The following is a 25,259-nucleotide window of genomic DNA, read 5'->3' on the forward strand; positions in this document are numbered from 1 at the left end:
TGATCAATGTTTGGTATACCTGCAGGGTTTTGCCCGCGGACGAAAGGAAGGGGGTTACCTTGGACAGATATCAAGGATGAGACCACAATGATGTCGCTGTGATATCAATTGTGTGGCCGGCGCAACGAGCGTATCTATGCAAGCAGCTTCAAAGAAGAGGGTCAGTTTGCGCAGATGGATCTGGCGGGCGTTTGCCAGTACCAGCCTGTTGCCGCTCGTCTTGGTGGAAGGCGTGCTGATTACCACTTATTTCATCACGAACCAGTCCATTCGAAACTCCCAGATCGAGCACCTGCATCAAAGTGCAACACGAGACATTCAGGTATCGGTTCAGCAGAATGCGCTGTTGGTGCAAGGACAATTGGAGCAGGTTCATAAAGCGATCAGTCTTTATGCCAAGTCCACTGAGCATGAACTCACCGAAAACCAGCCTCCCGTGGCGGCATCGCTTTCAGTAAGTGCCGATGGTGTCCGTTACAGCGCAGCAAACGACGGGGCGTCCGCCTCGTATTATTCGAATGTCACCCCGCTGAAAAAGCAGGACCTCTACAAGATATCGCTGCTGGCGAATCAGGACTTCATGATGAAGCAGTTGAAGGACGGGGATCCTCTGATTGCCAGCATCTATTTCAATACGTGGGACAGCTATAACCGGATTTATCCCTGGTTCAATACGCTCGAGCAGTACCCACATGATATGGACATCCCCCAATACAACTTCTACTACTTGGCCGATGCAAAACATAACCCTGATAAAAAAGTAGTCTGGACCGATGTCTACCTGGATCCCGCCGGCCAGGGGTGGATGATGTCTGCCATTGCGCCGGTCTACAGAGGCGACTTCCTGGAGGGCGTAGCCGGGGTCGACGTAACGGTCGATGGCATCTTGAAGCAAATAGAACAGTTGAAGATGCCTTGGGGTGGCTACCTGATGCTGGTCAACAATAAGCTCGATATCATGGCCGTGCCCAAGGCGGGGCAACGTGATTTTTCCCTGCGAGCCGCTGAGAACCAGCTCACTAGAGAGCCGGTTGATCACGAGCGCTTGCAATCGCCGGATTTGAACCTTACTCGTTATCCGGACCTCGCCAGCCTCAATAAGAGCTTGCCGGGCCATCCAGAGGGCATCGTTGCGCTGACGTTGAATGGACGGCCTCACCTGGTCGCCTGGAGTGAGATCCCCACCACTGGCTGGCTCTTGTTGGCGGTAGTGGACGAAGCGGCGGCGATGCAGGAAACCAATCTGCTTGCCAGTCATTACCGCGAGGTGGGGTACCTGTTGGTCGCGGGGCTGGTTGTGTTTTATGCCTTGTTCTTTGCCTTCATGTGGTGGCGTACACGTGACCTCAGTCGCCAGTTGAGCACGCCGGTACAAGGGGTCTCACGCATGATGCGAGAGATCGGCGGGGGTAACTGGCAACCAGCGGCAAGTCCTTCCGATATCACCGAACTTTGGTCAATGTCTGACCAGGCGCTGGGGATGGGCAGGCAGCTGGCCCAGGCCGAATTCATTCGCAGCTCCACACAGCAGCGTCTGGAGTTGGTCATGGAGAGTTTTGCCGAAGGGCTCTGGGAGTACTACCCGAAACGGCAGCGTTTTATTCTCAAGGGCGCCCTGTGCCAGCGCTTTGGCTTTGCCGCCAATGAAGTGCCGATGGCGACATTGCTGGAGAGCATTCCCGTTGAAGATCGGCAAACCTTCACCCAGTTTCTGGAGGAGGCCAGGGGCAGTGCAAGCGTGGCGCCGGAAGTGGAGTTCCGGATCAGGGACGTGCATGGAAAGCTGATCTGGATCCTTTGCCGGGGGCGTACGCTGGAACCCTCTCGGCTGGATGATTCCAGTGTCGTGGTCGTGGCGTGTGTCGACATCACCACACTCAAGCAGACCCAGTTGGATCTGCGGGAGAAAACCCTGGAGGCAGAGGCCGCCAGTACCGCCAAGTCCAAATTCATCTCCAGCATGAGCCATGAGTTGCGTACGCCATTGAATGCGATCTACGGGTTTGCCCAGTTGGGGCTCATGCAGTCGCCTGCCCCGGCATTGGAAGAGACGGCCAACCTGCAGGAAATCATCAAGGCCAGTGAACACCTCATGCAGTTGGTTGACGATCTGCTGGATCTCTCCAGCTTGCAGGCTGAAAAGCCACTGTTGGATCTCAAGCCCGTACACGTGGCAAGCCTGTTATCCAACTGCGCTGACATGGTCCAGCAGCAAGTCTCGGCGCATGGCCAGACGTTGCACATCAATGCTCCCCTGGATACATGGCATGTCTGGGCGGATAAGCGTCGCCTCAAGCAAGTCCTGATCAATCTGTTATCCAATGCAATCAAGTACAACCGGCCCGGTGGAAGCGTCACTCTGGGGGCCTTGGTTGTCGAGGGCGGAGCCAGGCTTCGTCTTTACGTGACGGATACCGGCATGGGTATTTCCCCGGCTTTGCAGGGCGAGCTTTTCAGGCCCTTTCAGCGTTTGGGTAAAGAGAACTCGTCCATCCAGGGAACTGGCATTGGCTTGGTGTTGTGCCGAGACCTGGCGCTCCTGATGCACGGCACCATGGGCTTTGAAAGCCACGTCGAAGTCGGGACGACTTTCTGGATCGACCTGTGCTCGGCGGCGTTTCCTGCGCCGGGGAACGACTCCAAAGTGTCGACGATAGCCTTGCCACGCGTGCTGTTGGTGAGTAACGACCCCAAGGATGGTGAGGTGGTTCGAGAGGCGTTAATCGGCGATTTTGATCTGGAACGGGTCGATACCTTGCCCGAAGCCGGTCTCGTGCTTGATGCCACGGCGGTCAGCGTATTGATCGTCGCCACTGCCGACCCAGTGCCCGTGCTGAACACTTTTTTCAGCGGCTTGCGCACGCGTATCGCAAAGACTGCCATGTCGATCGTCGTGGTCCGTGCGGCCGTCGAGCACGCTTCGGTTGACCAGCTTGAATGCCAGGCCATCGTCTCTTCTCCGTTGGAGAGGCAGAGTATTCGTAGTCTGGTATTGACGCTCACCACGGGGAGGGCGGATGTATGTTTGCCAAAGTAAATGCGCAAAGCAGGATCGTCATTATCGATGACGTGGCCACCAATCTCCGGCTTCTGGATTCATGCTTGCGAGCCGTGGGCCTGCAGAACATCACGACATTCAGCGACTCTGCCGAAGGACTGGACTGGCTGCTTGCGAACGCCTGGGACCTGCTGTTGTTGGACCTGGACATGCCCGCACCCAACGGCTTTGAGATCCTTGATCGCCTCAATACACGTGACCGCACGGAGTCACCGGTCATCATCGTGACGGCCTTGAGTGATCAGCAGAACAGGCGCAAAGGACTGGAAAGGGGCGCCAACGACTTCATCTCCAAACCCATTGATCTGCCTGAAGTGCTGCTCAGGGTGCGTAATTGCCTGGAGCTGGCGCAGGCGGCCAAGCTCCTGCGCGACGTCAATGTCGAGCTCGAGCGCAAAGTGGAGCTGCGCACGGCCCAGTTGGCTTCCAGCTACAAGGCGATCAGCAGCAGCTTGAGTCGAGCAGCCAGCTATCGCGATGACGACACGGGGCAGCATATTGTCCGTATTGGCGAGTCCGCGGCTTTGTTGGCCAAGGCAATCGGCATGCCCGCGCAATGGTGTGACCTCATGAGGATGGCTGCACCGATGCACGACGTTGGAAAAATTGGCATTGCAGATGCCATTCTGCAAAAGCCTGGAGCGTTGACGCCGCAGGAACGGGCGATCATGCAGGAGCATGCCCGCATTGGTTATGAAATCCTGCATGACCCAGAGGGCTCTCCGTTGACGGACCTGGCAGCGGAAATTGCCCTGTCGCATCATGAACGTTGGGATGGCACCGGCTATCCCAAGGGATTGCAAGGCAAGGAGATCCCGTTATCGGCAAGGATTGTGGCGATATGTGATGTGTATGACGCCATAAGGATGCCTCGAGCCTATAAACAGGCTTGGGATGTCGAGCGTTCCAGGCGTTTCATCATCGAGCAAGCCGGTACCCAGTTCGATCCTTTCCTGGTGGATGTCTTTTGTAATCTCTTTGACGAAGTAGATCGCTTGCGCCTGCCTGATGCGCGGGAGGGCTGATGTTCAGCGTACTGCCTGGCCAAGGGGAGCGGTCAGAAAGCGGTTTTCTTGAAGCAGCGAGCGGACACGCCCCGAAAGAACGACCAAATGGCGAGCCCCTGCACGACGACCGCTGCTGTCACGACGGCGACGATGGCGTGATTCGGATCGCTGAAGAGCGAGCGCACCAGGCCGAAAAAGGCCGGGGCGAAGGCGTAGGTGGCTTGGCTGATCGCGACCATCAGGGCGAGTACCCTGGCGGTTTGTTCACGGCTGAACTCGGTCTGGGCTATCAGTGGCGGCAAGGACGTGGCATTGCCAATGCCCGAACCGATCAACACCACGGCTATCCAGGCCACTGTCGGGTGAAGGTCCAGGCCGAGAAGCGTCAGCGTGCCCAGCATCTGGATGGCATAACCGAGGCAGGCCAGTTGTCGGCGGTTCATGCCTTGGCTCATCAAGCGTGCGGCGACGTATCGCCCGCCCATCGCACTGGCAGTGGCCAGACCCATGGCGAATGAGGCGTCATGCGCCCCCATGCGACCCACCAGGATCGAGTACAGGTGCGCGATCAAGCCGATCTGGGCGAACAGCCCCAAGGACATGCCGGCTGCCAGGGTGCGGAAACTTGCCGAGCCGAGGGTCTGCTTTGCGGTCCACGGCGTGGCGCTGGCGCTGATCGGCACGGGTTCCGGTTGGTCTGCATTGTCGGGATGTTGCCCCAGGCTTTGTGGGCTTTTGTTGAAGACCAGGAAAGCGAAGGCGCCTATGAGCAGCACCGCGACAATGCTGATCACCAGCGCCGCCATGGCAAAGCCGAAACGCTCGATCAGCAACACCCACAGCGGCGAAAAGATCACCCCTCCCAGGCTGGCGCCATTGTAGGCCTTGCCCAGGGCCTTGGGTCTTTCCTTGACGTACCACGGCGCGATCAAGGTGTTAACGGCCGCAGCACCCAATGTCACCCAGCCGATACCCGAGCAGAGGGCGCCGGTATACAGCACCCATAACTGGTTGGCGTGAGCCCAGATGTTCACGCCGATGCCCAGGAGGATGCTGCCCAGCAGGGTGATGATGGGTATCCCGAAGTGTGCGTAAAGGCGTGGCAGGTTGGCGATGACAAGCGTGCCGCTGAGAAAGTGCAAGGTCACGGCAGCCGAGACCTGGGCGATCGGCCAACCCGTGCGCTCCATGACCGCTTGCATGTAAATCGGCGGCCCATAGAAGCCGATTCCCCAGCCGATCATCGCCAGGATGAACGTGCAGGCCAGTACGGTTTTTCCAAAAAAGCGGGTGTGTGTCATCGCCATCTCCTCCAGGGTGGCTCACAGACTATGGGATCGACCGGTTCTTCACTTCGAGGTGCGTCGAACTGTGGATGTCGAGCACCATGGTTCCTTGGATTTGGTTTTCTTCACGCCCTGGGTATAACGTAAATCGATTTTCATCAAGGGAGCAGGGCCCGGCAGTTAACTGCCGGGCGAGTGAATGTCAGCGTACGGGCGGGGCATATTGGAGGCCGCCTTGGCTCCACAATGCGTTCAGCCCGCGTTTAATCTTCATGTCACTGCCCGTCCCCAGATTGCGTTCAAAGGATTCGCCGTAGTTGCCGACCTGGGTAATAATTTTCGCCGCCCAGTCATTGGGCAGGTTCAGGTCTTTGCCGAGTGCACCTTCCGTTCCGAGTAACCGCGCGATGTCGGGATTCTTGGAAGATTTGACCATGTCGGCGACGGTCTTCGAGGTAATGCCCAGCTCCTCGGCATTGAGCATCGCAGCCAGAGACCAGCGCACAACCGTGAACCAATCTTCATCACCTCTGCGTACCGCAGGGGTCAATGGCTCTTTTGAAATCACGTCGGGAAGAACAGCGAAATCATCAGGTGTGGCGAGTTTCAGGCGCTGACCGTACAACTGCGATTGATCGGTGGTCAGAACATCACACCGTCCTGACTCCAGTGCCTTGAAACTCTCATCAGACGTATCAAATGTGATGGGGGTGTACTTCATGCCGTTGCTACGGAAGTAGTCCGACAGATTCAGTTCGGTAACCGTACCGGCCTGGATGCAAAAGGTGGCGCCATCCAGCTCCCGTGCGCTTTTGACGCCGAGCTTTTTATTTACCAGGAAACCCTGGCCGTCATAATAAGCGACGTTGGTGAACTGGATGCCCATGGCTCCGTCTCGGGACGACGTCCAGGTAGTACTTCGAGAGAGCATGTCGACTTCTCCCGATTGCAGTGCGGTAAAGCGCTCCTTGGCGGTCAACTGGGTGTACTTGACCTTCTTTGCGTCGCCGAAAACGGCTGCAGCCACGGCACGACAGACATCGACGTCGAACCCATGGAATTCACCTTTGGCATCCGCATATGAAAACCCCGGAAGGCCGTCGCTGATGCCGCATTGTACGAATCCTTTCTTTTTGACGTTATCAAGCGTAGCGCCCGCGTTGGCATTGATTGCAAACACAGTACTGAGGGTCAGGCACGCTACGGTTGAAGCCAATTTCAACAGCTTTCTTTCTCGTTTCATTGCGGTGCTCTCGTGTGTGTGGCGGGAAAGTGCTAAATCCGCGCGCAGACAGGCCGTCGGCCAGGTTTCTGGCGTAGCGTTAAACATCAAGAATTGGAGGGCAGAAACAAGAGCGGGCGTCAGGGGACCCAGCAAGGACTGTATTTCTTTTTATTATTTGGCATGGTCGTCTTCTTATTGTTGTTTCGGTTTTGAATGCCGGTTACGGGAGGTCAGCGTTCCATCAGGTTATCGGTAGTGATTGCTCTACCAATTGGGTCCAGACAGCTACACCGGGCTCAATGACTTGGTCGTTAAAGTCGTAGTAAGGGTTATGCAGCGCGGCTGACGGTTTCTCCCCATCGACCCCCATCCACAAGTAAGCACCGGGGCAGGCCTGGAGCATGAAAGAGAAGTCTTCTGAGGCCATTGAAGGGTTACACCCCCACTGGACTTTTGATTCGCCCACCGCTGCGACCGCCGCGCGGCGAACGATTGAAGCGGCTTCCACATGGTTTTCCGTGACGGGATATCCAACGTGATACGTCAACGTTCCCTTGATGTCGAAAGCCCCCGGTAGCTGTTCCACGAACTGACTTATCAGCGCTTGAACCTTGTCGCGAACCGGGGACTGCAAGCAGCGTACTGTTCCTTTGAGAACAGCCGTTTCAGGAATCACATTGATCGCTTCGCCCGCATTGATCTGGGTGACACTGATCACCGCACTGTCGAGCGGTGAAAGCCGTCGAGAGGGGATCGTTTGCAAGGCCAGGATCAACTCTGCCGCGGCAATGATTGGATCGGCCCCTTTGTCCGGCATAGCGGCGTGACAACCTTTGCCCGTCAGGGTGATTTCAAAGGTATCGAGCGACGCCATCATGGGACCGGGATTGATCACTACGTGCCCCGCCGGGGCGCCCGGCCAGTTGTGCAACCCATAGATGGCATCCATGGGAAAACGCTTGAACAATCCGTCATCAATCATCTGCTTCGCCCCCGCAAGACCTTCCTCGGCGGGTTGAAAAACAAAGTGGACAGTCCCGCTGAAATTTCGGGTTTCACTCAAATGGCGAGCGGTTGCGAGCAGTATTGCGGTGTGGCCATCATGCCCACAGGCATGCATGCAACCTTGATGAGTCGACTTGTGCGTACATTGCCCCAACTCTTGGATGGGCAGGGCGTCCATGTCGGCTCGGATGCCGATGGTCGGGCCCGGACCATTGCTCAAGGTGCCAATCACGCCGGTACCGCCCAACCCGCGATGGACTTCGATTCCAAAGCTTTCAAGAAGCTGTGCAACACGGTCAGAGGTCTGCAGTTCGTTGTAGCCGAGCTCGGGGCTTGCGTGAAAATCACGGCGCCAGGTAATGGCATCTTCTATCAAGGCTTTGGAGATCGACATGGTGCTTACTCCAGGCTCGCGCCGTAGCCGAAGCTGGCGGCGGGTTCAGCAGCGGTTTCAACCCAGACGCTTTTGACTTCGCTGTATTCGCGCAGGGCATCGAGCCCGGAGGAGCGGCCATAGCCACTTTCACCGTAGCCACCGAACGGCGAACTGACGTGAATCGTCTTGTAGCCGTTGATCCAGAAGGTCCCCGCGCGGACTTGCTTGGCCACTCGGTGTGCCCGACCGACATCGCGAGTCCATACACCGCCGGCCAAGCCGAAGCGGCTGTCGTTGGCGATGCGGATTGCATCAGCTTCGTCTTTGAACGGGATGGCGACCACCACCGGCCCGAAGATTTCCTCCTGGGCGCAGTACAGGTCGTTGGAACCTGCCAATACGGTTGGGTTGATGTAGTACCCAGGCTTGTTCGGAATGGGATCTGCATCTTGGTCGACCAGTTTCGCACCATCTTTCAATGCGCCTTCGACCATGGTTTTCACATGGTTGTACTGTTTGGCGTTGTTGATCGGGCCGATCTGAGTTTCAGGGTCGCTCGGATCGCCGACTTTGAAGTTCTTGGCTGCCCGGGCAAGGGCTTGGGTGAATTTTTCAAAGATCGATTCCTGGACCAGCAAGCGAGAGCCTGATACGCAACTCTGGCCAGCTCCGGAGAAGATTGCCGCCTGAGCACCGCGCAATGCGACGTCCAGATCGGCGTCCTCGAACACGATGTTTGCCGATTTTCCGCCCAATTCCAGCACCGCTGGGATGCAACGTTGCGCGGCCGCGACGGCGATGTGTCGGCCTGTCGCTGGCGAGCCAACAAATACAACTTTGCGAATGTCCGCCTTGGCGATGAAGCCTTGGCCGATGGTGTGACCGAAGCCTGCGATGATATTGACCAGCCCTTTAGGGACACCCGCACGCTCGATCAATACGCCGACCATGAGCGACGACAGGGCGGTCAGCTCAGAGGGTTTGAGGATGACTGCATTGCCAGCGGCGATGGCCGGTGCAATCTGCCAGCCGCAGGTGAAAACAGGGGCATTCCAGGGCGTGATCTGCAGCACGGTGCCCAAGGGCTCGTAGGTGACGTAGTTCAAATGGGAGGTCGGGACGGGGATGACTTCGCCGTGCAGTTTGTCTGCCCAACCCGCGTAGTATTCGAACATTTCCGCGACCTTTGACACCTCGACCTTAGCGTCACGGATGGGCTTGTTGCCCGTCAGCGATTCGATCTGTGCGAGGCTGTCGGTGTGTTCACGAATAAGCGCGCCAATCTGATACATCGCGCGACCACGCGCTTGCGCAGTGAGCGCCCACCATTGGGCTTGTGCTGCCTTTGCCACTTTGTCGGTATGCGCAATCAACGTCTCATCAGCGTCGGGGAAGGTGAGCAACACGCTGTCATCGTGAGCGTTTCGTACTTCTACCGGGGCGCCGTGGCCATCGATGAACTCGCCACCGACGAAACTGCCGACAACACGGCGATCACCCCAGAATGGGCGCATCAGTTCGAGGATCTTTTGCGTGCTCATTGATTATTCTCACGGCCATAAAGCTTGGCATCGGTGCGCTGGACAATCGCGCAGAAGTCTTCGTTGTCTGGCAGCGTTTCGCTGCTGGCTTTCCAAAGCAGGGCGACGATCCTGGACAGGGGAAGGTCGAGATCCAGGCTGTCGGCCAGATCACTGGCGAGCCCGACGTCTTTGCGCATCAAACCCATGGTGAAACCTGAGTCATAAGCCTTGTTCAGTACCCAGTTAGGGAACATGACTTGAGTAGCACCACTGCGGCCCGAACCTGCGTTCAACCCTTGCAACAGCTTTTCAGGTTCCACACCTGCTTTAGCGGCCATCGAGACCGCTTCCGCGGTGCTGATCAAGTGACACGCGGCCAGCATGTTGTTGGCGATTTTTGCCACGTTGCCAGCGCCACATTTACCGACATGGACACGGGTACCGCTCATGCCTTCCAGCACTGGCATGGCGCGTGCCAGATCCGCATCCTGCGCCCCGATGACCATTGACATGGTTCCGGTCGCGGCACCTTTAGGCCCGCCAGAGACCGGCGCATCGATGAAGGCGATACCGACCCTGGCCAGCGCTGCGGCGACCTTGCGGCTGGCTTCCGGCGTAGAGGTGGTGGTGTCCACAACGATCAAGCCTTCACGACCTCGCTCAATGATCCCGCCATTGCCAAGGCAGACCGCTTCCACGTGTTCCGCTTTTGGAAGTGACAGGATCAGAATATCTGACTCATTGATCAGCAGATTGCGATCGCCAGTGGGTTTGACACCGTTCGCCTTGGCCTGGGCCAGTGCAGCCTCGGACAGGTCAAATCCGCTCACATCGAAGCCTTTGCCGGCAAGGGTCGCGGCCATGCCGCCCCCCATATTGCCCAAGCCAATGACGCCTACTTTCATAGTCATTTTCAGAAGTCTCAGTTAAATGTTCTGTACGAATTCGAGGATGACGTTGCCTGCCGCCTTTGGTTCTACGAAGACGCGACCCGGGACTTCACGGTGAGGGATCTCGTTGTGTTCGAGGATCGAGCGCAATACGCTCAGGCTTGTGGTGTGCAATCGAATGGAAATGGCATGGGCGCGCTCCTGAGTACTTTTGGGCAGCTCAACACCTGGGAACTCCAGGGTTGCTGTTGCCGCATCGATGGCTCGGAACACGCCGCATCGGGTATCGGCCTCCAAGACAGCACCGTTGTACTTCACGGCATCGCCATAGATGGCTCGCCAGCGAGGCTCAAGCAGCTTGGGGTCTGCCAGATAAGTGATTGCGAGAATCCCATCTGCACCATTTGGATGGTTCTGCCAGCCTCGAACCCAGATCAGCTCGGGTCGATGCTGGTGGCAGATAAAGTTGGAGGCGTCCGGTAATTGCGGATCGATGAAGAGGGCGAGGGAAACCACGGCTTCATCGTGGCGGCCGTCAGGAAGCGTCATCCTGCGGCGAAAATCAATGCGACCCTGGCTTTGGAGTCCAGCTTCAACCATACGAGCATGATCTGCGTCGGCGTCCTTGCTATGCAGCGCCACCAACGAAACGCCTTCCTCGCCACGGTCAAGGAATTGACCCAGCTGACGCCCGAAGCAGAAACCGTTCACCGAGTTGGTACCGAACTTGGAAGGGTCGTCGACACCAATCAACTCGATGAAGTTACTGGGGAACATCATCAAGGAAGTCACGCTTCCCCATGGGTGATAGCTGACCGGAGAAGGTGCGAATCCCATTTTGCGGTACAGCTCCAAAACCTCGGCGTGATTGCGCACGGTGACGAGGGGGTGGTCGATACCTTGCGGGAACTGAGCAGCGGCGGTCATGGTGTTAGCTCCTGGTTAGCCTTTGGACTTTGTTGTGAAGGTGGCGAGAGAGACAGGGGCATTACCGACAACCTTGGCCGGTGTTCCGGCTACAACGGTTCCAGCGGCCACTGGTTTAAGCACGACAGAGTTGGCTGCCACGATGGCATTGGCACCCACTTCAATGTTTCCGAGAACAGTGGCTCCGGCGCAAATCAGTGCACCTCGGCGGATTTTCGGGTGTCGGTCGCCTGCTTCGCTGAGCGTGCTGCCCAGCGTGACGCCATGCCACAGGCTCACCTCATCTTCGACTACAGCGGTTTCACCAATGACGAGACCAATGCCGTGATCGACGAACAGTGATTTGCCCAGCCGGGCTGCTGGATGAATGTCGATGCTCCAAGTGTTCGCCGCCCAGTTCTGCACAAGCACCGCGCTTTGCTTGTCCCCCTCAATCCACAACGCATGAGCGATGCGGTAAGCCTGAACGGCCTGAATTCCACGGAAAGTCAGAAAAGCCGTGAGGTGGTCTGGGCAGGCAGGATTGACGATTTCCAGGTGGTTGATATCTGCGGTCGCAGCCTCGGCGATAGAGGGGCTGGCGTCGATGATTGACTTGAACCAGCTTTCCAAAGCGACTTCGCCCGCCTGGGTTTGCATCTGGCGGGCAAGGTTCGCCGCAAGCGCATCCGCGAAGGATGAATAAGCCAGCAGGTGGCTTGTCGCATAGTCGCGCAGTACCGGGTTGCGCTCGGTCAACTGCTGGGCTTGATCGCGAAGGCGCTGCCAAAGAGAACTCATATCCATCTCCTGTTGCTGATGGATTGAGTATGGACAGGGGGTAGATGCTCCAGCAATATTCACAAATTCGAAACTTTGTTGCCTTTATCGCAACACAGGAGATGTATGAGCTTGGTCCAAGATCGTCGAATTCTCTATTTCTTTGAGGCGGTAAGACTTGGCAGCGTACGAGCTGCGGCTGATTTCCTGAACGTTGCGCCGTCCGCTGTGAGCCGGCAGATAGGCCAGCTTGAGCAGGAACTGGGTACGCCACTGCTTGAGCGGCATCGGCGAGGTGTCAAACCCACCGAAGCCGGTGACCGTGTGCTTGGGTACTACCGTCAGCGCCTGACTCACCAGGAACTTTTATTGGATTCGCTTCAGGCATTGAGAGGGCTTCAGAGCGGGTCTGTCGTGCTGGCCGTGGGGGAGGGGTTCATCGATGGGCTGGCAGGTCCACTCAGTAACTTCTCCTCGCTGTACCCCAAGGTCGAGATTCAGGTAAATGTATGCGGCAGTAACGAGGTCATACGGCAGGTCGTAGAGGATGAAGCGCATTTAGGTTTGGTCTTCAACCCGGCGGCGGATCCGAAACTACGCTCGCATGCCTCGCAACCTCAGCCGGTCTGTGTGGTTGTGAACCCACAGCACCCTTTGGCCCAGACTAACGACCCGATCCCGCTTGAGGGTTTGGATTCGTACCGCCTGGCTTTGCCAGGTGTCTCATTCGGTATCAGACAGATTCTCACGCTCGCCGAGCATCAATTGGGTGTCATGCTGAGTCCGACCTTGACCTGCAACACCATCGCCATGCTCAAGCGTTACTCCATGCAAGGCGGAGTGACGCTCCTGCCCACGTTCGTGGTGGATGAAGAAGTGGAGGCCGGACGTCTTTGCACCCTTGCTCTGCACAACGAAATCTTTGCCAGCCCGCGCGTTCATTTGATCAGTCGCCTGGGACGGCAACTGAGTGTCGGTTCGAATCGCTTGCTCACGATGCTGCTTCAGGAAATGTCTGCATTCAAACCGCGCTGACACGGGTCATGACATTGGACATACAGATTTTCTAGAGTTCGAGTTTTGGTTTTCCCTGATCAAAGTGATCACCATCATTGTGCTGATCGTTGCAGGGCTGGGGATGATTGTGTGGGGGATCGGCAACGGTGGTGACGCTGTCGGGATCAGCAATCTTTGGACTCACGGCGGTTTCATGCCCAACGGAGTCGTGGGTGTGCTGCTTGCCTTCCGTCCAGGGTGTGCCCCGGCGGGCATCGGTGCTGACGTTAGCGATCCTCGCTGTTGGGGTGGTCCTCAACTACCTGGCGCCCGCAAAGGTGTTCATCTGGCTGACGGCAGTTGCAGCCACCGGCAACATGACGACCTGGATCATCCTCCTCGCCGCGCAGCTCAAGTTCCGTCGAACACTCAGCGTCTCTGAAGTGAAGAGTCACACCTTCAAAATGCCTTGGTGGCCGTTGAGCAACTATGTGACGATTGCCTTCATGTTTTTTGTTCTGGCCATTATGAGTTACGTCGAGGACACACGTTTTGGCGTGATCGCCGGCGCTCTGTGGCTGCTCTATCTCGCGGATGTTTACTGGACAATTTACCGGAAAAGGATCGGTGGCAATGCGGATGGGTTAAAGCCATCGCCAGCGCTGCCGATAGCTTCGACCATGAATCCGCAAACCGCGTCTATATCAGTATTGACTGACCTTGCGACAAAGGTGCTCTGCTGGCCGGCCGCGTCATTTAAGGAAAAGTGACTGTGATCATAGGTATCGACCTGGGCACCACCAACAGCCTTGTGGCTGCTTGGGATGGCGAACACGCCCGGCTGCTTCCCAATGCCTTGGGCAATCTTCTTACACCCAGCGTCGTTGGCCTCGACGACCATGGCCAACTGATCGCCGGGGATATTGCCCGCGAGCGTCTGCACACCCACTCGCACCTCACCGCATCGCTGTTCAAGCGCTACATGGGCAGCGGCCGTGAAACGCTGCTGGGCGGGCGTGTCTACCGCGCAGAAGAACTCTCGGCAATCTTGCTGCGCAGCCTCAAGGCCGATGCCGAGCGTGCCTTGGGCGAGCCTGTTCACGAAGCGGTGATCAGCGTGCCTGCGTATTTCAGCGATGCCCAGCGCAAGGCCACGCGCATTGCTGGCGAGTTGGCCGGACTGAAGATCGAAAAACTGATCAACGAACCTACCGCCGCAGCCTTGGCCTATGGCCTGCAAGAGCGAAACGAAACGACTTTTCTGGTGTTCGACCTCGGTGGTGGCACCTTTGACGTGTCCATCTTGGAGCTGTTCGAAGGCGTCATGGAAGTGCGCGCCAGTGCGGGGGACAACTTTCTTGGCGGTGAAGATTTCGATGACCGGCTCGTGGAGCATTTCATCGCCAGAATCGGTGCCGCGGACCTCCCTGACACAACACGCCCTGCCACCGCACAGCGGTTGCGGCGTGAGGCACAGCGGGTTCGTCATGCCTTGGGGCAGGCGCAGGTCGCGCGCTTTATCCTTCGCGAGCAAGCGCGTGAGTGGAGCCTGGAGCTGACCCAGAGCGACCTGGCGGACATCGTCCAGCCTTTGTTGGACCGCTTGCGTGCCCCGATCGAGCGCGCGCTGCGCGACGCCCGGATCAAGGTCGCGGACCTGGACGAAATATTGTTGGTGGGCGGCACCACGCGTATGCCGCTGGTGCGCAAGTTGGTCGCGACGTTGTTTGGGCGAATCCCGGCGATGCAGCTAAACCCGGACGAGGTCGTTGCGCAGGGAGCGGCCATTCAGGCGGCGCTTCAAGCGCGCCATGCCTCCCTCGAAGAAGTGGTTCTGACCGATGTATGCCCCTATACCTTGGGGATCGAGACCGCGGTGCAGTTGGGCACCGATTACCAAAGCGGCCACTACCTGCCAATCATCGAGCGCAACACTGTGGTGCCCGTGAGCCGTTCTCGTAACGTGTCCACCCTCAGCGATAACCAGAAGGTGGTGAGGCTGGGGATCTACCAGGGCGAAAGCCGGTTGGTGGCCAACAATATTTTCCTCGGTGAACTGGAAATCCCTGTGCCACCGCGCAAGGCTGGCGAGGTAACCCTGGACGTACGCTTCACCTACGACAATAACGGTTTGCTCGAAGCCCAGGTGCATTTGCCAATCAATGGCGAAACCCGCCGGCTGGTCATCGAGAACAACCCTGGGGTACTGGCTCCCGAAGAAATCGCAGAACGCCTGACTGCCCTCGAAGCGTTGAAAGTGCACCCGCGCGACCAGCAGATCAATACGCTGCTGCTGGCTCGGTTGGACCGCCTGTATCAGGAAACCCTCGGCGATGGCCGGCAGTATATTGCCGGGCTGGCGAACCATTTTCAGCAAATGCTCGACACCCAGGATGAACACCGGATCCGCGAAGCGCGTAGCGATATCACCCAGCGCCTTGTCCATTTTGAGCAAGAGGGTTAAGCCACCATGAGCCATTGGCAAGTGCTGGACCTTACCCCGGATGCGGACGAACGCAGCATCAAGCGCGCCTATGCACGGTTGCTCAAAATCCACCGCCCAGACGAAAACCCCAATGAGTTCCAGCGCCTTCGTGAAGCCTATGAGGCTTCACTGGCCGAGGCCCGCTGGCGCGCTCAAGCGGATGAGGAAATCGTTTATGCCCCGTTGGCCGCAAGCGCGCCAACCGCCGAGCGCTACCACACCGAGGAAGGTCCCACGCTGGTTATCCCCCAACACGTCGAGATTTCGACCGCCATCAGTCCTCCGGAACCGTCCTTGGGTCAGATGCAGCAATGGTTGGCCGAGGGCAAAGACCGCCAAGTGATGGACGCGCTGCGCCTTTGGCTGGTGAGCGACTGGCTATTGCCGTTCGAGCGCCGCCAGCAGTTCGAGCAGAACATATTGGATTGGCTCGAATCCGCAGAAGGATGGTCGCCAGCTTTTTTCGATGGTGTGTGCCAGGTCTTGGGGTGGGACGAAGCCCAGGGCAATCTACCTTGTGAGTACTGGCGCTGGGACCGCCTGATCCGACGGTGCGAGGCTCAAGCCTTGGCAGAGACCATACTCGGCGATTTGGCCAGGTTCGACGACGATAAAGTCCGCGGGCAGGCAGCCGCTATGCTGTTCAAACCGATGACGGACCAGCGCCGCCGTGAAATGGCCGACGGCTTTAGCAGCCTCGACTGGCAACGCTTTGCGGAGCTCGCCCAGGCCATCGAGTATCAATATCCTGAAGTGCCTCAGCGTCTTGGGTTGCAACCACTCGACAACTGGCGGGACTGGTTACCGCCCACAAGCTATCGAGGGGTCTATCTTTTCCTGTGGCTGGCGCTGTCTGCTGTTCTTGTCATTTCGGTGTTTACCGGGCTGATGAGGAAGGATTGGCTGGGCACGTCAGTTCTGATGCCACTGATGATGTTGGTGCTGAACTGGATTGGCATGAAGGCGTACCAGGTCTGGGCTATGGTGGCTGTGGCAGCGGGGCGGTTGGATGTGCTGCTCAGCCGGTTGTTACTCCCGCACCGTTGGTATCGACAAGGCGCTGGGCTCTTGTTGCTCCGCCACATACTCCCCAGTGCAGTGCCCGCAGCCCTGGCATGCGCATGGTCCAGTCATGTCCCGTGGCTTCGATGGGTAAGCCCGTTAGCGGTGTTCCTCGGTACGATTTATTTTACGAATGAAACACTGAGCGGCGGTAAGGTTTCCATTTGGGCTCGAGCATTACGGGGACTTAAATTGGGAATAGGGCGGCTGCCCTGGTACATGTTGAAACGCGAAGGCCTCTTGGCTGTGATTGCAGTGGCAGGGATGGCCGCTATCGTCTATTTCCGCATGAAAGCTGTTGTTTAGGGTAACGCGCGCAGCGCTTGATAGCTTTTAGCCAATCACACGGCAGGCGAGTCTCGTTGTCCGCTCCAGGGTTCAGAACGACGCCACTCATTGAGTGGCTTTTTTTTGTGCCTGGGAAATGCTGAACACCACATCTGTCGAAAAATAATCGCATCAGCCTGTCGATTTCGGCCAATGCCATTCGATTAACCCATAGAGCCGCCACACGGACGGCCTAATCCATTCACTCTCAGGAGATCAGAGCATGCGATTTATGGTGATCGTCAAAGCCAGTCCGGAATCGGAAGCCGGAGAAATGCCCAGCGAGGAACTGCTGGCCGCCATGGGTGCCTACAACGAAGAGCTGGTCAAGGCCGGGGTGATGCTCGCCGGTGAGGGCCTGCACCCCAGTGTCGAGGGCGTGCGCGTGCAGTTTTCCGGCAAGGAACGGACGGTGATCGATGGGCCCTTTGCGGAAACCAAGGAGCTGATCGCCGGCTTCTGGATCTTCAAGGTCCAGTCGTTGCAGGAGGCTATCGACTGGGTCAAGCGCTGCCCCAACCCGATGGTCAGCGACAGTGAAATCGAGATCCGCCAGATCTTCGAGCTCGAGGAGTTCGGCGAGTCCTTTACCCCCGAGTTGCGCGAGCAGGAAGAACGCTTGCGGGCGCAGATGTCTGGCCAATCGTGAAACCGACTACAGGAGACCCTACCATGAGAATCATTCCTTACCTGACCTTCAACGGTAACTGCAAGCAAGCCTTCGCCTTCTATAAGGAGGTACTGGGCGGCGATCTGTTTTCCATGTCTTTTGCCGAGGCCCCCGAGGAAACCGGGATGCCCAAGGATCCCAACCTGATCATGCACACTTGCCTGACCGTCGGTGCTTTCAGCCTGATGGCCTCCGATTGCCCGCCAGGCCAGCCGTTTCGCAAGCCGCAAGGCGTGTCGGTTTCCCTCAACGTCGACAGCGTGGAGGAGGCCGAGCGGCTGTTTAGTGGCTTGAGTGCAGGTGGCAGCGTGTACATGCCCCTGGAGAAGACCTTTTGGGCGGAACGCTTTGCCATGTTCGAAGACCGTTTCGGGATTGCCTGGATGGTCAATTGCGAGGGGGGAAAATAAGTCGAGCGCAGCCCCATGGATGGACGACTCGGATGAGCACGCTCCAGGGTTTGCCTCTGTCGGGTGAACCTTGCGCCAATACTGCGTTCACTTATTAAGTTGCCGTTTTAAGTGCTCCTGTGGGAGCGAGCAAGCTCGCTCCCACAAGGGATCAGTCTGGATCTGGCGGCTGCCCTCCAGTGCCGACAAGGATTTCGCATGCATCCAACCTCGTCCACATTCCCCTTGAACGCCGCCGTCGAACGCGAGCTCAGTCCACGTGCGGTCAGTACGGGAATCGTCCTCGGTATCCTGCTGACACCTTCCAATGTCTATGCCGGGTTGAAGATCGGCTGGTCGTTCAATATGTCGATCATTGCCTTGCTGGTTGGCTATGGCATCTGGCAAGGCTTGGCGAGTCGATCGGTGGGTCGACTGCCCTGGACACTGCACGAAAGCAACATCAACCAGACCGTGGCCTCTGCCGCTGCGTCGATCATTTCCGGTGGGCTGGTCGCGCCCATCCCGGCCTACACCTTGCTGACCGGCCAGCAGTTGGACGCCATTCCCATGGTGGCCTGGGTCTTTTCGGTGAGTTTCCTGGGGATTTGGATTGCCTGGTACCTGCGCCCCTCACTGCTCAATGACAAGGCGCTGAAATTTCCCGAGGGCATGGCGACCCTGGAAACCCTGCTGCATATCTACAACCACGGCCACGAAGCCGCGACGCGCTTGAAGGTGCTGCTCAGCGCCGCGTTGCTGTCCGGGCTGGTCAAGGCGGTCGACACCTTCATGTGGGCCATCCCGCGCTGGTCTCCAAGTGCCCAATTGGAGCGCCTGACGTTTACCGCCGACCCTTCGCTGTTGTTGGTGGGGTTCGGCGGCATCATCGGTATTCGCGTGGGCCTGACTTTGCTGCTCGGTGCCTTGCTGGCGTGGGGTGGGTTGGCGCCGTGGTTGCTGGAACAAGGCTTGGTGCGGTTGCCGCACGGCAGCAGCGGCCCGCAGTTCGCGGCGCTGGTGGAGTGGTTGCTCTGGCCGGGGGTGAGCCTGATGGTCTGCTCGACCCTGGCCTCGTTGGCGATTCGCTTGTGGGCATTGCACCGGTCTACCAAGGCGGACGGCGGGGCGATCTGGACGATACCCAAGCCTGGGCCTGCCACCGGTTTTGTACTGTCGATCATCCTGGTGGTGAGCCTGCAAGTGCTGTTGTTCGGCATCAACCCGTGGATGGCCCTGTTGACCATTCCCTTGGCGATCTGCCTGGCGGCGGTGGCCGCCCGAGTGGTCGGCGCCACGGGCATTCCGCCGATCGGGGCCATCGGCCAATTGTCTCAGTTGAGTTTCGGCATCGTCGCGCCAGGGCAGGTGCCGATCAACCTGATGAGCGCCAACACCGCCGGTGGTTCGGCCGGGCAGTGCACCGATTTGATGAACGACTTCAAGGTAGGCCGGGCGATTGGCGCCACGCCGCGCAAGCAGTTGATCGCCCAGACCCTGGGGATTTTCGTCGGTAGCATCGTCGGGGTGTTGGCTTACCTGGCTCTGATCCCGGACCCGCAAACCATGCTGCTCACCGAAGAGTGGCCGGCCCCGGCAGTGGCTACCTGGAAGGCTGTGGCACAAACCTTGACCCTGGGCCTGGATTCATTGTCAGCGAGCATCCGCTGGGCGATTTTCATCGGCGGCCTGGTCGGCTTGTTGTTGGGAATCCTCGACAGCCTGCTGCCGGCGCATCGGGCCCGCTACCTGCCAAGCACGGCGGCCTTGGGCCTGGCCTTTGTCTTGCCGGCCTCGGTGTCGCTGATGATGGCCCTCGGTGCGGTGCTGACGTGGCTGGTGAGCTGTCGTTGGCCGAGCCTTACGGAACGCTTCGCCATCACCGCGGCGGCGGGGTTGATTGCCGGGGAGAGTATTACCGGGGTGGGGGCGTCGTTGTGGCAGATGCTTGGGGATGGGTAAGGGGAGCAACTATATCGAAGCACGGTCGTAGCGTATTTCAGGGTGGGTGTGTATATCCGTTGCTGCGGTTACGGCTACTTAGGGTTCCGCCAGCGGCCGTTACCGCAGCAACGGATATACACACACCTAAGCAGCAATTGAGCCTGCCAAGCCCTCTGGTTCAGGTCTTCCCTGCGAACAGGCGGGTCAGCCCCGCGGCCAAGTATGTCGAGGACGCCTTCATGGAGATTGCCGCCGATTTAGTCGAGCACAAGATTTGGGCCGGACACATGCTCTGGGCAAGGGGCTGTGTTGCCAATTGATCTCCCTATCGGCTGGTTCAAGGCCCGGTGAGCAGCCCCAAGACCGCTCAGTCCACGAAAGCTGGGGGGCGTTGGCGACGAGGTCAAATTGCTAAGGCTGGCCCGCGGTCTTGGTGGAGACAATCTTGCCGTAACCTTCTACCGGCAGTGTCTCATGGACCACCAATGTACGTTCTTTGCGACACTTGAACTTCACCCCTTTGCGCGGCGCCATGACTCTGGCCGTCTCCATGCACATTGCCTTGGAAGCAAAGGTTGGCCCTGGTTGTCGTTCATCGACACAGCCTTCGAAGCCACTGCAGATCGTCATCACAACAAAATAGACAGTCATCATCTCGGTGTCGCTCCATTGAGTGATGCGATTGATTACTTCCTGTAGTCCAGGTCGGCGGCCTAAACGTTTTGCGGGGGTTGCCTGTGGATGATGAGCTTCGATTTGAACCCCCAGCAATGGCACATGGGTACCGTGCGTCGGGAAACCGTCACTGTATTAATTTATTTTTATCGGGTTGGTTTTTCTGCCAATAAGTTGGCGCCATGGCGGCTGTAGTAGACGCTTTGAGGAGCGCTCGGGATAGCCTGCAGGCACCGATATTCAGGCGTTAAAAAGGAAAAGGATGGGATAAGGGAAAATGCCGCTCAGTTAAGAAACGAAACCTGTGGGAACGGGCTCGCTCCCGCTGGAAATTCCCTTTGCCCATAAAGGAGCTGATGGCAGCAGAACCGACTATTCTTTCGGAACACTGCATTCTTGGCAAAAAGGGACGTCATGCCAGACATTGATCGCACCACCGGCCCCAGACACGGCATCACATGCGGTGATCGAACCTGTTCGATTGGGCCCAGGTTTCCAAGATCCTCGTTACTCCGGATGGCTTCAATAACGGTTTCCTGTCTTTTCACGACAACTTGCGCATACAGCCAGGACCTGACAACCGCAGCGGGGCTCGAAAACACCACGGTTACGGTGATTCAAGCGCAGGAAATCGTTTCCAAGGCCACCCTTGGCGCCGTTCGCTGGAGCGGCCCTGAATCTGGCCCGCAGGCCCAGCGGGGCAAGAGCATCGCGCTTGTCGCAGAAGATTTGCGTAACGGAGGCATTGTCGGTGTCGCGCAGGGTGCACGGGAGGCCGCCAGCGCGTTGGGCTGGACGCTGAAGATATTCGATGGTGCCGGCTCATCGGCCGGACGCGCAAAGGCGTTCTCCGATGCCCTGGCCGCGAAGCCCGACGGCCTTATCCTGTGTGGCTCCGATGCCCTTGAGAACAAGGCAGCGCTGCTGCTCTTCGCCAACAAGGAGGTACCGGTGGTTGGCTGGCACGCCGGAGTACGCCCGGGGCCGATTGACGGTACGCCGGTGGCCATGAACGTCACCACCGACCCGCTTGAAGTGGCGCGCCTCACGGCCATGGCGGCAGTGGCGCAGTCAAACGGACGCGCCGGCGTGGTCATCCTGACCGACTCCAAGTACAGCATTGCCATGGCGAAAGCCAAGGCCATGGAAGACGTCATTCGGGCCTGTCGTGAATGTACGTTGCTGGAGGTGCGCGATGTGGCGATCTCCGAAAGTGGCGAGAAGATGCCGGCGATCACCAAGGAACTGCTTCAGCGCTATGGCAAGCGCTGGACCCATGCGTTGGCTATCAATGACATCTATTTCGACTACTCGATTGCCTCGCTGACCAGCGCCGCCATACCCAGTGATGGCATCAGTCTGTTGTCTGCCGGTGACGGCAGCGCTTCGGCTTTCCTGCGCATACAGGCAAAGACCTACCAGACCGTGACTGTGGCCGAGCCGCTCAACCAGCATGGCTGGCAAGTGATGGATGAATTGAACCGGCTGTTTGCAGGTCAGCCAGTGAGCGGCTTCGTCGCGCCGATTCACTTGGTCAATAACGACAATATCGCCTTCGATGGCGGGAAAAAATTCCAGTACGATCCTGACAATGGCTATCGAGACATCTATCGCCACCAATGGAATCCCTGACGTTGGATATGACTTCCCGGTTTGGACGCAAGCTCTTGCCACAATCGCTGCGCGCACAATTCACCCTGGCGTTCCTGACGCTGGCGCTGCTGATCCTGGCAGGTGGTGCTACGGCGGTCTACGCGCTGCGCACCTCAAACAACGCCACTCGCCAGCTGACGGATGAACGACTGGTCCGCATGCAAAATGGGCAAGACATGGTGCAGCACACCTTGCTGATCGAACGCCAGACCGACCAGCTTCTGACCACCCGTTCCCCCGACATCCTGCGTTCAAGCTATGCGGCGACCGTCGAGCAGCTTGAAGCCCTCGATCAACTGGTGCAGCAACTGACTGCCGCAAACAGTGGCGTGGCGATACTCGACATGCATCAGTCGAGTCAGATGTTCCGCAATACCGCCAACATCGTTGCGCAGCTGCGAGAAAGCCTGCTGCAAACCGAAGTCACCTTCGAGCAGGCCCTGGAGGACCGTACCGCCCGATTGACGGCGACCCAGACCCGGGCCAGCCTGGAACTGGCGGTGCTGCTTTTCGATCTGCCGCAGGCGATTGACAGTGAGGCCGTGCAACGGCTGCGGGCCCGATATGAGCGCCTGCCACGCCCCGCAGGCGCGTTATCCGACGCTGATGTGCAGACGCCGGATCTCTTCTCCCTGCGCCAGACGCTCATCGATCAACATAACGTCCTGCAGCGCTTCAATGAGCAACTCAAGAATGAGGCCGGGGTCCTCGTCGCGGTTGCCCGTACGCAATCGAACGCCTACACCCAAGACTATCGCGAAGCGGTGCAGCGTCTGGTCGAGGCCTCGAATCGCAGCCAGCAATGGGTGCTGATCATGTTGGGCGCCAGCCTGGTGTTCGCCTGGTTCGTGACCCGGGTTTTCATGGGCCGTCATGTGCTCGTGCGCCTGAATGAAATTAGCCGGCAATTGCGTCAGGAACACACGGACAAAACGCATTTGATGATGGCCGACCATGGAAAGGACGAGATCGGCAACATGGCGCGGGCGGTGAATCAATTTCTCGAAGACCGGCTTCAGCTGGAGAAAAGAACGGCTCAATTGAGTATCGCCACAGAGCGGCTTGCCGTGCAAAACGACCGATTGGAACAAGAAGCGATCATCCGTACCGGACAAGGTCATGTCCTGGAACTGATCGCCAGGAGCACCGAGCTTGCAGAGGTGCTCGACAGCCTGGCGCACCTGGTCGAGTCCCAACTGGAGGGCATGAAAGTGTCCATCCTGCTGCTGGACGAGGAGGGCAAGCACCTGCTGCATGGGGCTGCTCCCAGTTTGCCGAAAGCCTACTGCCAGCTCATCGACGGAATTGAAATCGGTCCGAACGTCGGTTCATGTGGCACCTCGGCGTATCGACGAGAGCCGGTCATCGTCACGGACATCGAGCAGGATCCACTATGGGAAGCATACCGTTCACTCGTTGCGCCCTATGGGTTTCGCGCCTGCTGGTCGACGCCGATCCTGTCCCATGAGCGAAAGGTCTTGGGTACGTTTGCCTTGTATGCCAACACCGTGCGCAGCCCCAGCGCGGCCGAGACACAACTGATCGACCTGGCGACACCGCTTGCCGGCATTGCGATAGAACGCCAACTGACCGAAAAACGCATTCGCTTCATGGGCGACCATGATGCACTGACCGGGCTGCCGAATCGCACGCTGCTCGAAGACCGCCTCAAGCAGGCGATGCTTTATGCCCAGCGCTACAACCGGCTGGTGACAGTGGTGTTCCTCGACCTGGACAAGTTCAAACTGGTGAATGACAGCCTTGGGCACAGTGCCGGGGACGAACTGCTGAAAACCGTCGCCCAGCGCCTGCTGGGGTGTGTACGGCGTACCGACACCGTCGTGCGACTGGGTGGCGACGAGTTTGTGATCATCCTGTTCGACCAGCCCTCGGACCTGGACGGCGTGACGCCAGTCCTGCACAAAATCCAGGAAGCCATCCTGCGGCCGATTCAACTGAGCGGCCATACGCTCCACGTCACCTGCAGCATGGGACTGGCCACATACCCGGCCGACGGCGGCGATACCGACACGTTGCTCAGCAATGCGGACGCCGCCATGTACCGGGCCAAGGAGCTGGGGCGCAACAGCTTCCAGTTCTATACGAGCGAGATGAATAACAAGGTCCAGGGCAAGCTCGCCATGCAAGACGGGCTGCGAAGCGCCCTCAACAACGACGAGTTCCTGCTGTTGTACCAGCCACAGGTGGATTTGCAGTCAGGCCAGATCATCGGCGTGGAGGCATTGATCCGTTGGCAGCATCCCGAGCTCGGCATGGTCTCTCCCATCAAATTCATTCCCCAGGCCGAAGAGACCGGGCTGATCGTGCCCATCGGCGACTGGGTGATTCATACCGCCTGCAGACAGAACAAGGCGTGGCAGGATGCCGGCTGGCCACCGATCACCATGTCGGTGAACATCTCGGCCCGCCAGTTCATCGAAAGGGACCTGATCGACCGGGTGATGCATGCCTTGCAGGAAACCGGATTGGACCCGATGTACCTCGAGCTGGAGCTGACCGAAAGCCTGATCATGCAAGACCTTCAGCAAGCCATCAGCAAAATGAAGGCCCTGCAAGCCATGGGGATCAGCCTTTCGATCGACGACTTCGGCACCGGCTATTCCAGCCTCGCCGCATTGAAAAGCTTCCCGATCGCGAGGCTCAAGATCGATCAGTCTTTCGTGCGAGATCTACCCGACAACGAGAACGACAAAGCCATCGCCACTGCCGTGATTTCGTTGGGGCACAAGCTGAATCTCAAGGTCATTGCCGAAGGTGTCGAAACCCAGGAGCAGCAAACCTTCCTGCGTGAAAACGGCTGCGATGAAATCCAGGGGCACTTTTTCAGCAAGGCGGTCAGTGCGCAGGAAATCAGCCGGTTACTGCGTACGTCCGGAGTATCTGAACCAAGCCGCCTTGCCAACCCTGGTTCGGTCAGGCAAAAAAAACGCGGTGCAAAACGCCCGAACGGTCCAATGTCCGGGCGCTGATGACGCAACGTG

19 protein-coding genes and 1 pseudogene are annotated in these 25,259 nt (G+C 58.2%); 12 read left to right on the forward strand and 8 right to left on the reverse strand.

The window, feature by feature from the left end:
- The first annotated feature begins 136 nt into the window (after positions 1-136).
- Positions 137-3,037 (forward strand): sensor histidine kinase, encoded by a 2,901-nt coding sequence (locus ASC85_RS01350; RefSeq protein WP_057447932.1) that lies wholly within the window; start codon positions 137-139, stop codon positions 3,035-3,037.
- Positions 3,022-4,083 (forward strand): HD-GYP domain-containing protein, encoded by a 1,062-nt coding sequence (locus ASC85_RS01355; protein ID WP_057447933.1) that lies wholly within the window; start codon positions 3,022-3,024, stop codon positions 4,081-4,083. The genes ASC85_RS01350 and ASC85_RS01355 overlap by 16 nt, the downstream gene beginning before the upstream one ends.
- A gap of 32 nt (positions 4,084-4,115) precedes the next feature.
- Here ASC85_RS01355 and ASC85_RS01360 read toward each other — a convergent pair whose 3' ends face one another.
- The 7 genes from ASC85_RS01360 to epsC form a co-directional block, all read right to left on the reverse strand.
- Entirely contained in the window at positions 4,116-5,366 is a 1,251-nt protein-coding gene (locus tag ASC85_RS01360) for an MFS transporter (RefSeq protein ID WP_057447934.1), read from the reverse strand.
- Positions 5,367-5,553: 187 nt separating this feature from the next.
- Complete coding sequence (locus ASC85_RS01365; RefSeq protein ID WP_057447935.1) at positions 5,554-6,594, reverse strand: amino acid ABC transporter substrate-binding protein; 1,041 nt, start codon at positions 6,592-6,594, stop codon at positions 5,554-5,556.
- A 223-nt stretch (positions 6,595-6,817) separates the two neighbouring features.
- Positions 6,818-7,975: a M20 aminoacylase family protein gene (locus tag ASC85_RS01370; RefSeq protein ID WP_057447936.1), complete on the reverse strand. Its 1,158-nt coding sequence runs from the start codon at positions 7,973-7,975 to the stop codon at positions 6,818-6,820.
- Positions 7,976-7,980: 5 nt separating this feature from the next.
- Positions 7,981-9,498, reverse strand: coding sequence for an aldehyde dehydrogenase family protein (locus tag ASC85_RS01375; protein ID WP_057447937.1), 1,518 nt, complete (start codon positions 9,496-9,498; stop codon positions 7,981-7,983).
- Positions 9,495-10,391 carry an NAD(P)-dependent oxidoreductase gene (locus ASC85_RS01380; RefSeq protein ID WP_057447938.1) on the reverse strand — a complete coding sequence of 299 codons (897 nt, stop codon included), beginning with the start codon at positions 10,389-10,391 and terminating at the stop codon, positions 9,495-9,497. Before ASC85_RS01380 ends, ASC85_RS01375 begins: the two co-directional genes overlap by 4 nt.
- A 15-nt stretch (positions 10,392-10,406) precedes the next feature.
- Complete coding sequence (locus ASC85_RS01385; RefSeq protein WP_057447939.1) at positions 10,407-11,297, reverse strand: VOC family protein; 891 nt, start codon at positions 11,295-11,297, stop codon at positions 10,407-10,409.
- A gap of 15 nt (positions 11,298-11,312) precedes the next feature.
- Positions 11,313-12,077: a serine O-acetyltransferase EpsC gene (gene epsC / locus ASC85_RS01390; RefSeq protein WP_057447940.1), complete on the reverse strand. Its 765-nt coding sequence runs from the start codon at positions 12,075-12,077 to the stop codon at positions 11,313-11,315.
- A 105-nt stretch (positions 12,078-12,182) separates the two neighbouring features.
- Between epsC and ASC85_RS01395 the strand changes: the two genes are divergently transcribed.
- The 8 genes and pseudogenes from ASC85_RS01395 to ASC85_RS01425 all read left to right on the forward strand — a co-directional run bounded on the left by ASC85_RS01395 (position 12,183) and on the right by ASC85_RS01425 (position 19,947).
- Complete coding sequence (locus tag ASC85_RS01395) at positions 12,183-13,091, forward strand: LysR family transcriptional regulator (protein WP_057447941.1); 909 nt, start codon at positions 12,183-12,185, stop codon at positions 13,089-13,091.
- 28 nt (positions 13,092-13,119) lie between these two features.
- Positions 13,120-13,305 (forward strand): annotated as a pseudogene (locus tag ASC85_RS33665) (amino acid permease); the annotation flags it as partial.
- 7 nt (positions 13,306-13,312) lie between these two features.
- A complete protein-coding gene (locus tag ASC85_RS32000; RefSeq protein ID WP_269085235.1) occupies positions 13,313-13,822 on the forward strand; it encodes a hypothetical protein in 510 nt (169 codons plus the stop codon).
- Between the two features lie 2 nt (positions 13,823-13,824).
- Positions 13,825-15,516: an Hsp70 family protein gene (locus ASC85_RS01405; protein WP_057447943.1), complete on the forward strand. Its 1,692-nt coding sequence runs from the start codon at positions 13,825-13,827 to the stop codon at positions 15,514-15,516.
- 6 nt (positions 15,517-15,522) lie between these two features.
- A complete protein-coding gene (locus ASC85_RS01410; protein ID WP_057447944.1) occupies positions 15,523-16,905 on the forward strand; it encodes a J domain-containing protein in 1,383 nt (460 codons plus the stop codon).
- 244 nt (positions 16,906-17,149) lie between these two features.
- Complete coding sequence (locus ASC85_RS01415; protein ID WP_057447945.1) at positions 17,150-17,575, forward strand: YciI family protein; 426 nt, start codon at positions 17,150-17,152, stop codon at positions 17,573-17,575.
- Between the two features lie 23 nt (positions 17,576-17,598).
- Complete coding sequence (locus ASC85_RS01420; RefSeq protein WP_057447946.1) at positions 17,599-18,006, forward strand: VOC family protein; 408 nt, start codon at positions 17,599-17,601, stop codon at positions 18,004-18,006.
- Positions 18,007-18,204: 198 nt separating this feature from the next.
- The gene (locus ASC85_RS01425) at positions 18,205-19,947 is read left to right on the forward strand and encodes an OPT family oligopeptide transporter (protein WP_057447947.1); all 1,743 of its coding nucleotides are present in this window, start codon (positions 18,205-18,207) and stop codon (positions 19,945-19,947) included.
- Between the two features lie 393 nt (positions 19,948-20,340).
- On the opposite strand, the gene ASC85_RS32010 is transcribed toward ASC85_RS01425, so the two are convergent.
- On the reverse strand, positions 20,341-20,481 hold the full coding sequence (locus ASC85_RS32010; RefSeq protein WP_156395600.1) for a hypothetical protein: 141 nt from the start codon (positions 20,479-20,481) through the stop codon (positions 20,341-20,343).
- 735 nt (positions 20,482-21,216) lie between these two features.
- Here ASC85_RS32010 and ASC85_RS01435 point away from each other — a divergent pair.
- Together ASC85_RS01435 and ASC85_RS01440 are read left to right on the forward strand one after the other, a co-directional pair.
- Complete coding sequence (locus tag ASC85_RS01435) at positions 21,217-22,236, forward strand: substrate-binding domain-containing protein (protein WP_057447949.1); 1,020 nt, start codon at positions 21,217-21,219, stop codon at positions 22,234-22,236.
- Entirely contained in the window at positions 22,224-25,247 is a 3,024-nt protein-coding gene (locus tag ASC85_RS01440; RefSeq protein ID WP_057447950.1) for an EAL domain-containing protein, read from the forward strand. Before ASC85_RS01435 ends, ASC85_RS01440 begins: the two co-directional genes overlap by 13 nt.
- The last annotated feature ends 12 nt before the right edge of the window (positions 25,248-25,259 follow it).

Source organism: Pseudomonas sp. Root401 (assembly GCF_001425105.1).
GTDB lineage: Bacteria > Pseudomonadota > Gammaproteobacteria > Pseudomonadales > Pseudomonadaceae > Aquipseudomonas > Aquipseudomonas brassicacearum.

Excerpts from the sequence above, each read along its gene's own strand:
- ASC85_RS01350 (WP_057447932.1), top strand. The coding sequence starts at position 137 with ATGCAAGCAGCTTCAAAGAAGAGGGTCAGTTTGCGCAGATGGATCTGG.
- ASC85_RS01355 (WP_057447933.1), top strand. The coding sequence starts at position 3,022 with ATGTTTGCCAAAGTAAATGCGCAAAGCAGGATCGTCATTATCGATGAC.
- ASC85_RS01360 (WP_057447934.1), bottom strand. The coding sequence starts at position 5,366 with ATGACACACACCCGCTTTTTTGGAAAAACCGTACTGGCCTGCACGTTC.
- ASC85_RS01365 (WP_057447935.1), bottom strand. The coding sequence starts at position 6,594 with ATGAAACGAGAAAGAAAGCTGTTGAAATTGGCTTCAACCGTAGCGTGC.
- ASC85_RS01370 (WP_057447936.1), bottom strand. The coding sequence starts at position 7,975 with ATGTCGATCTCCAAAGCCTTGATAGAAGATGCCATTACCTGGCGCCGT.
- ASC85_RS01375 (WP_057447937.1), bottom strand. The coding sequence starts at position 9,498 with ATGAGCACGCAAAAGATCCTCGAACTGATGCGCCCATTCTGGGGTGAT.
- ASC85_RS01380 (WP_057447938.1), bottom strand. The coding sequence starts at position 10,391 with ATGACTATGAAAGTAGGCGTCATTGGCTTGGGCAATATGGGGGGCGGC.
- ASC85_RS01385 (WP_057447939.1), bottom strand. The coding sequence starts at position 11,297 with ATGACCGCCGCTGCTCAGTTCCCGCAAGGTATCGACCACCCCCTCGTC.
- epsC (WP_057447940.1), bottom strand. The coding sequence starts at position 12,077 with ATGAGTTCTCTTTGGCAGCGCCTTCGCGATCAAGCCCAGCAGTTGACC.
- ASC85_RS01395 (WP_057447941.1), top strand. The coding sequence starts at position 12,183 with ATGAGCTTGGTCCAAGATCGTCGAATTCTCTATTTCTTTGAGGCGGTA.
- ASC85_RS01410 (WP_057447944.1), top strand. The coding sequence starts at position 15,523 with ATGAGCCATTGGCAAGTGCTGGACCTTACCCCGGATGCGGACGAACGC.
- ASC85_RS01415 (WP_057447945.1), top strand. The coding sequence starts at position 17,150 with ATGCGATTTATGGTGATCGTCAAAGCCAGTCCGGAATCGGAAGCCGGA.
- ASC85_RS01420 (WP_057447946.1), top strand. The coding sequence starts at position 17,599 with ATGAGAATCATTCCTTACCTGACCTTCAACGGTAACTGCAAGCAAGCC.
- ASC85_RS01425 (WP_057447947.1), top strand. The coding sequence starts at position 18,205 with ATGCATCCAACCTCGTCCACATTCCCCTTGAACGCCGCCGTCGAACGC.
- ASC85_RS32010 (WP_156395600.1), bottom strand. The coding sequence starts at position 20,481 with ATGGAGACGGCCAGAGTCATGGCGCCGCGCAAAGGGGTGAAGTTCAAG.
- ASC85_RS01440 (WP_057447950.1), top strand. The coding sequence starts at position 22,224 with ATGGAATCCCTGACGTTGGATATGACTTCCCGGTTTGGACGCAAGCTC.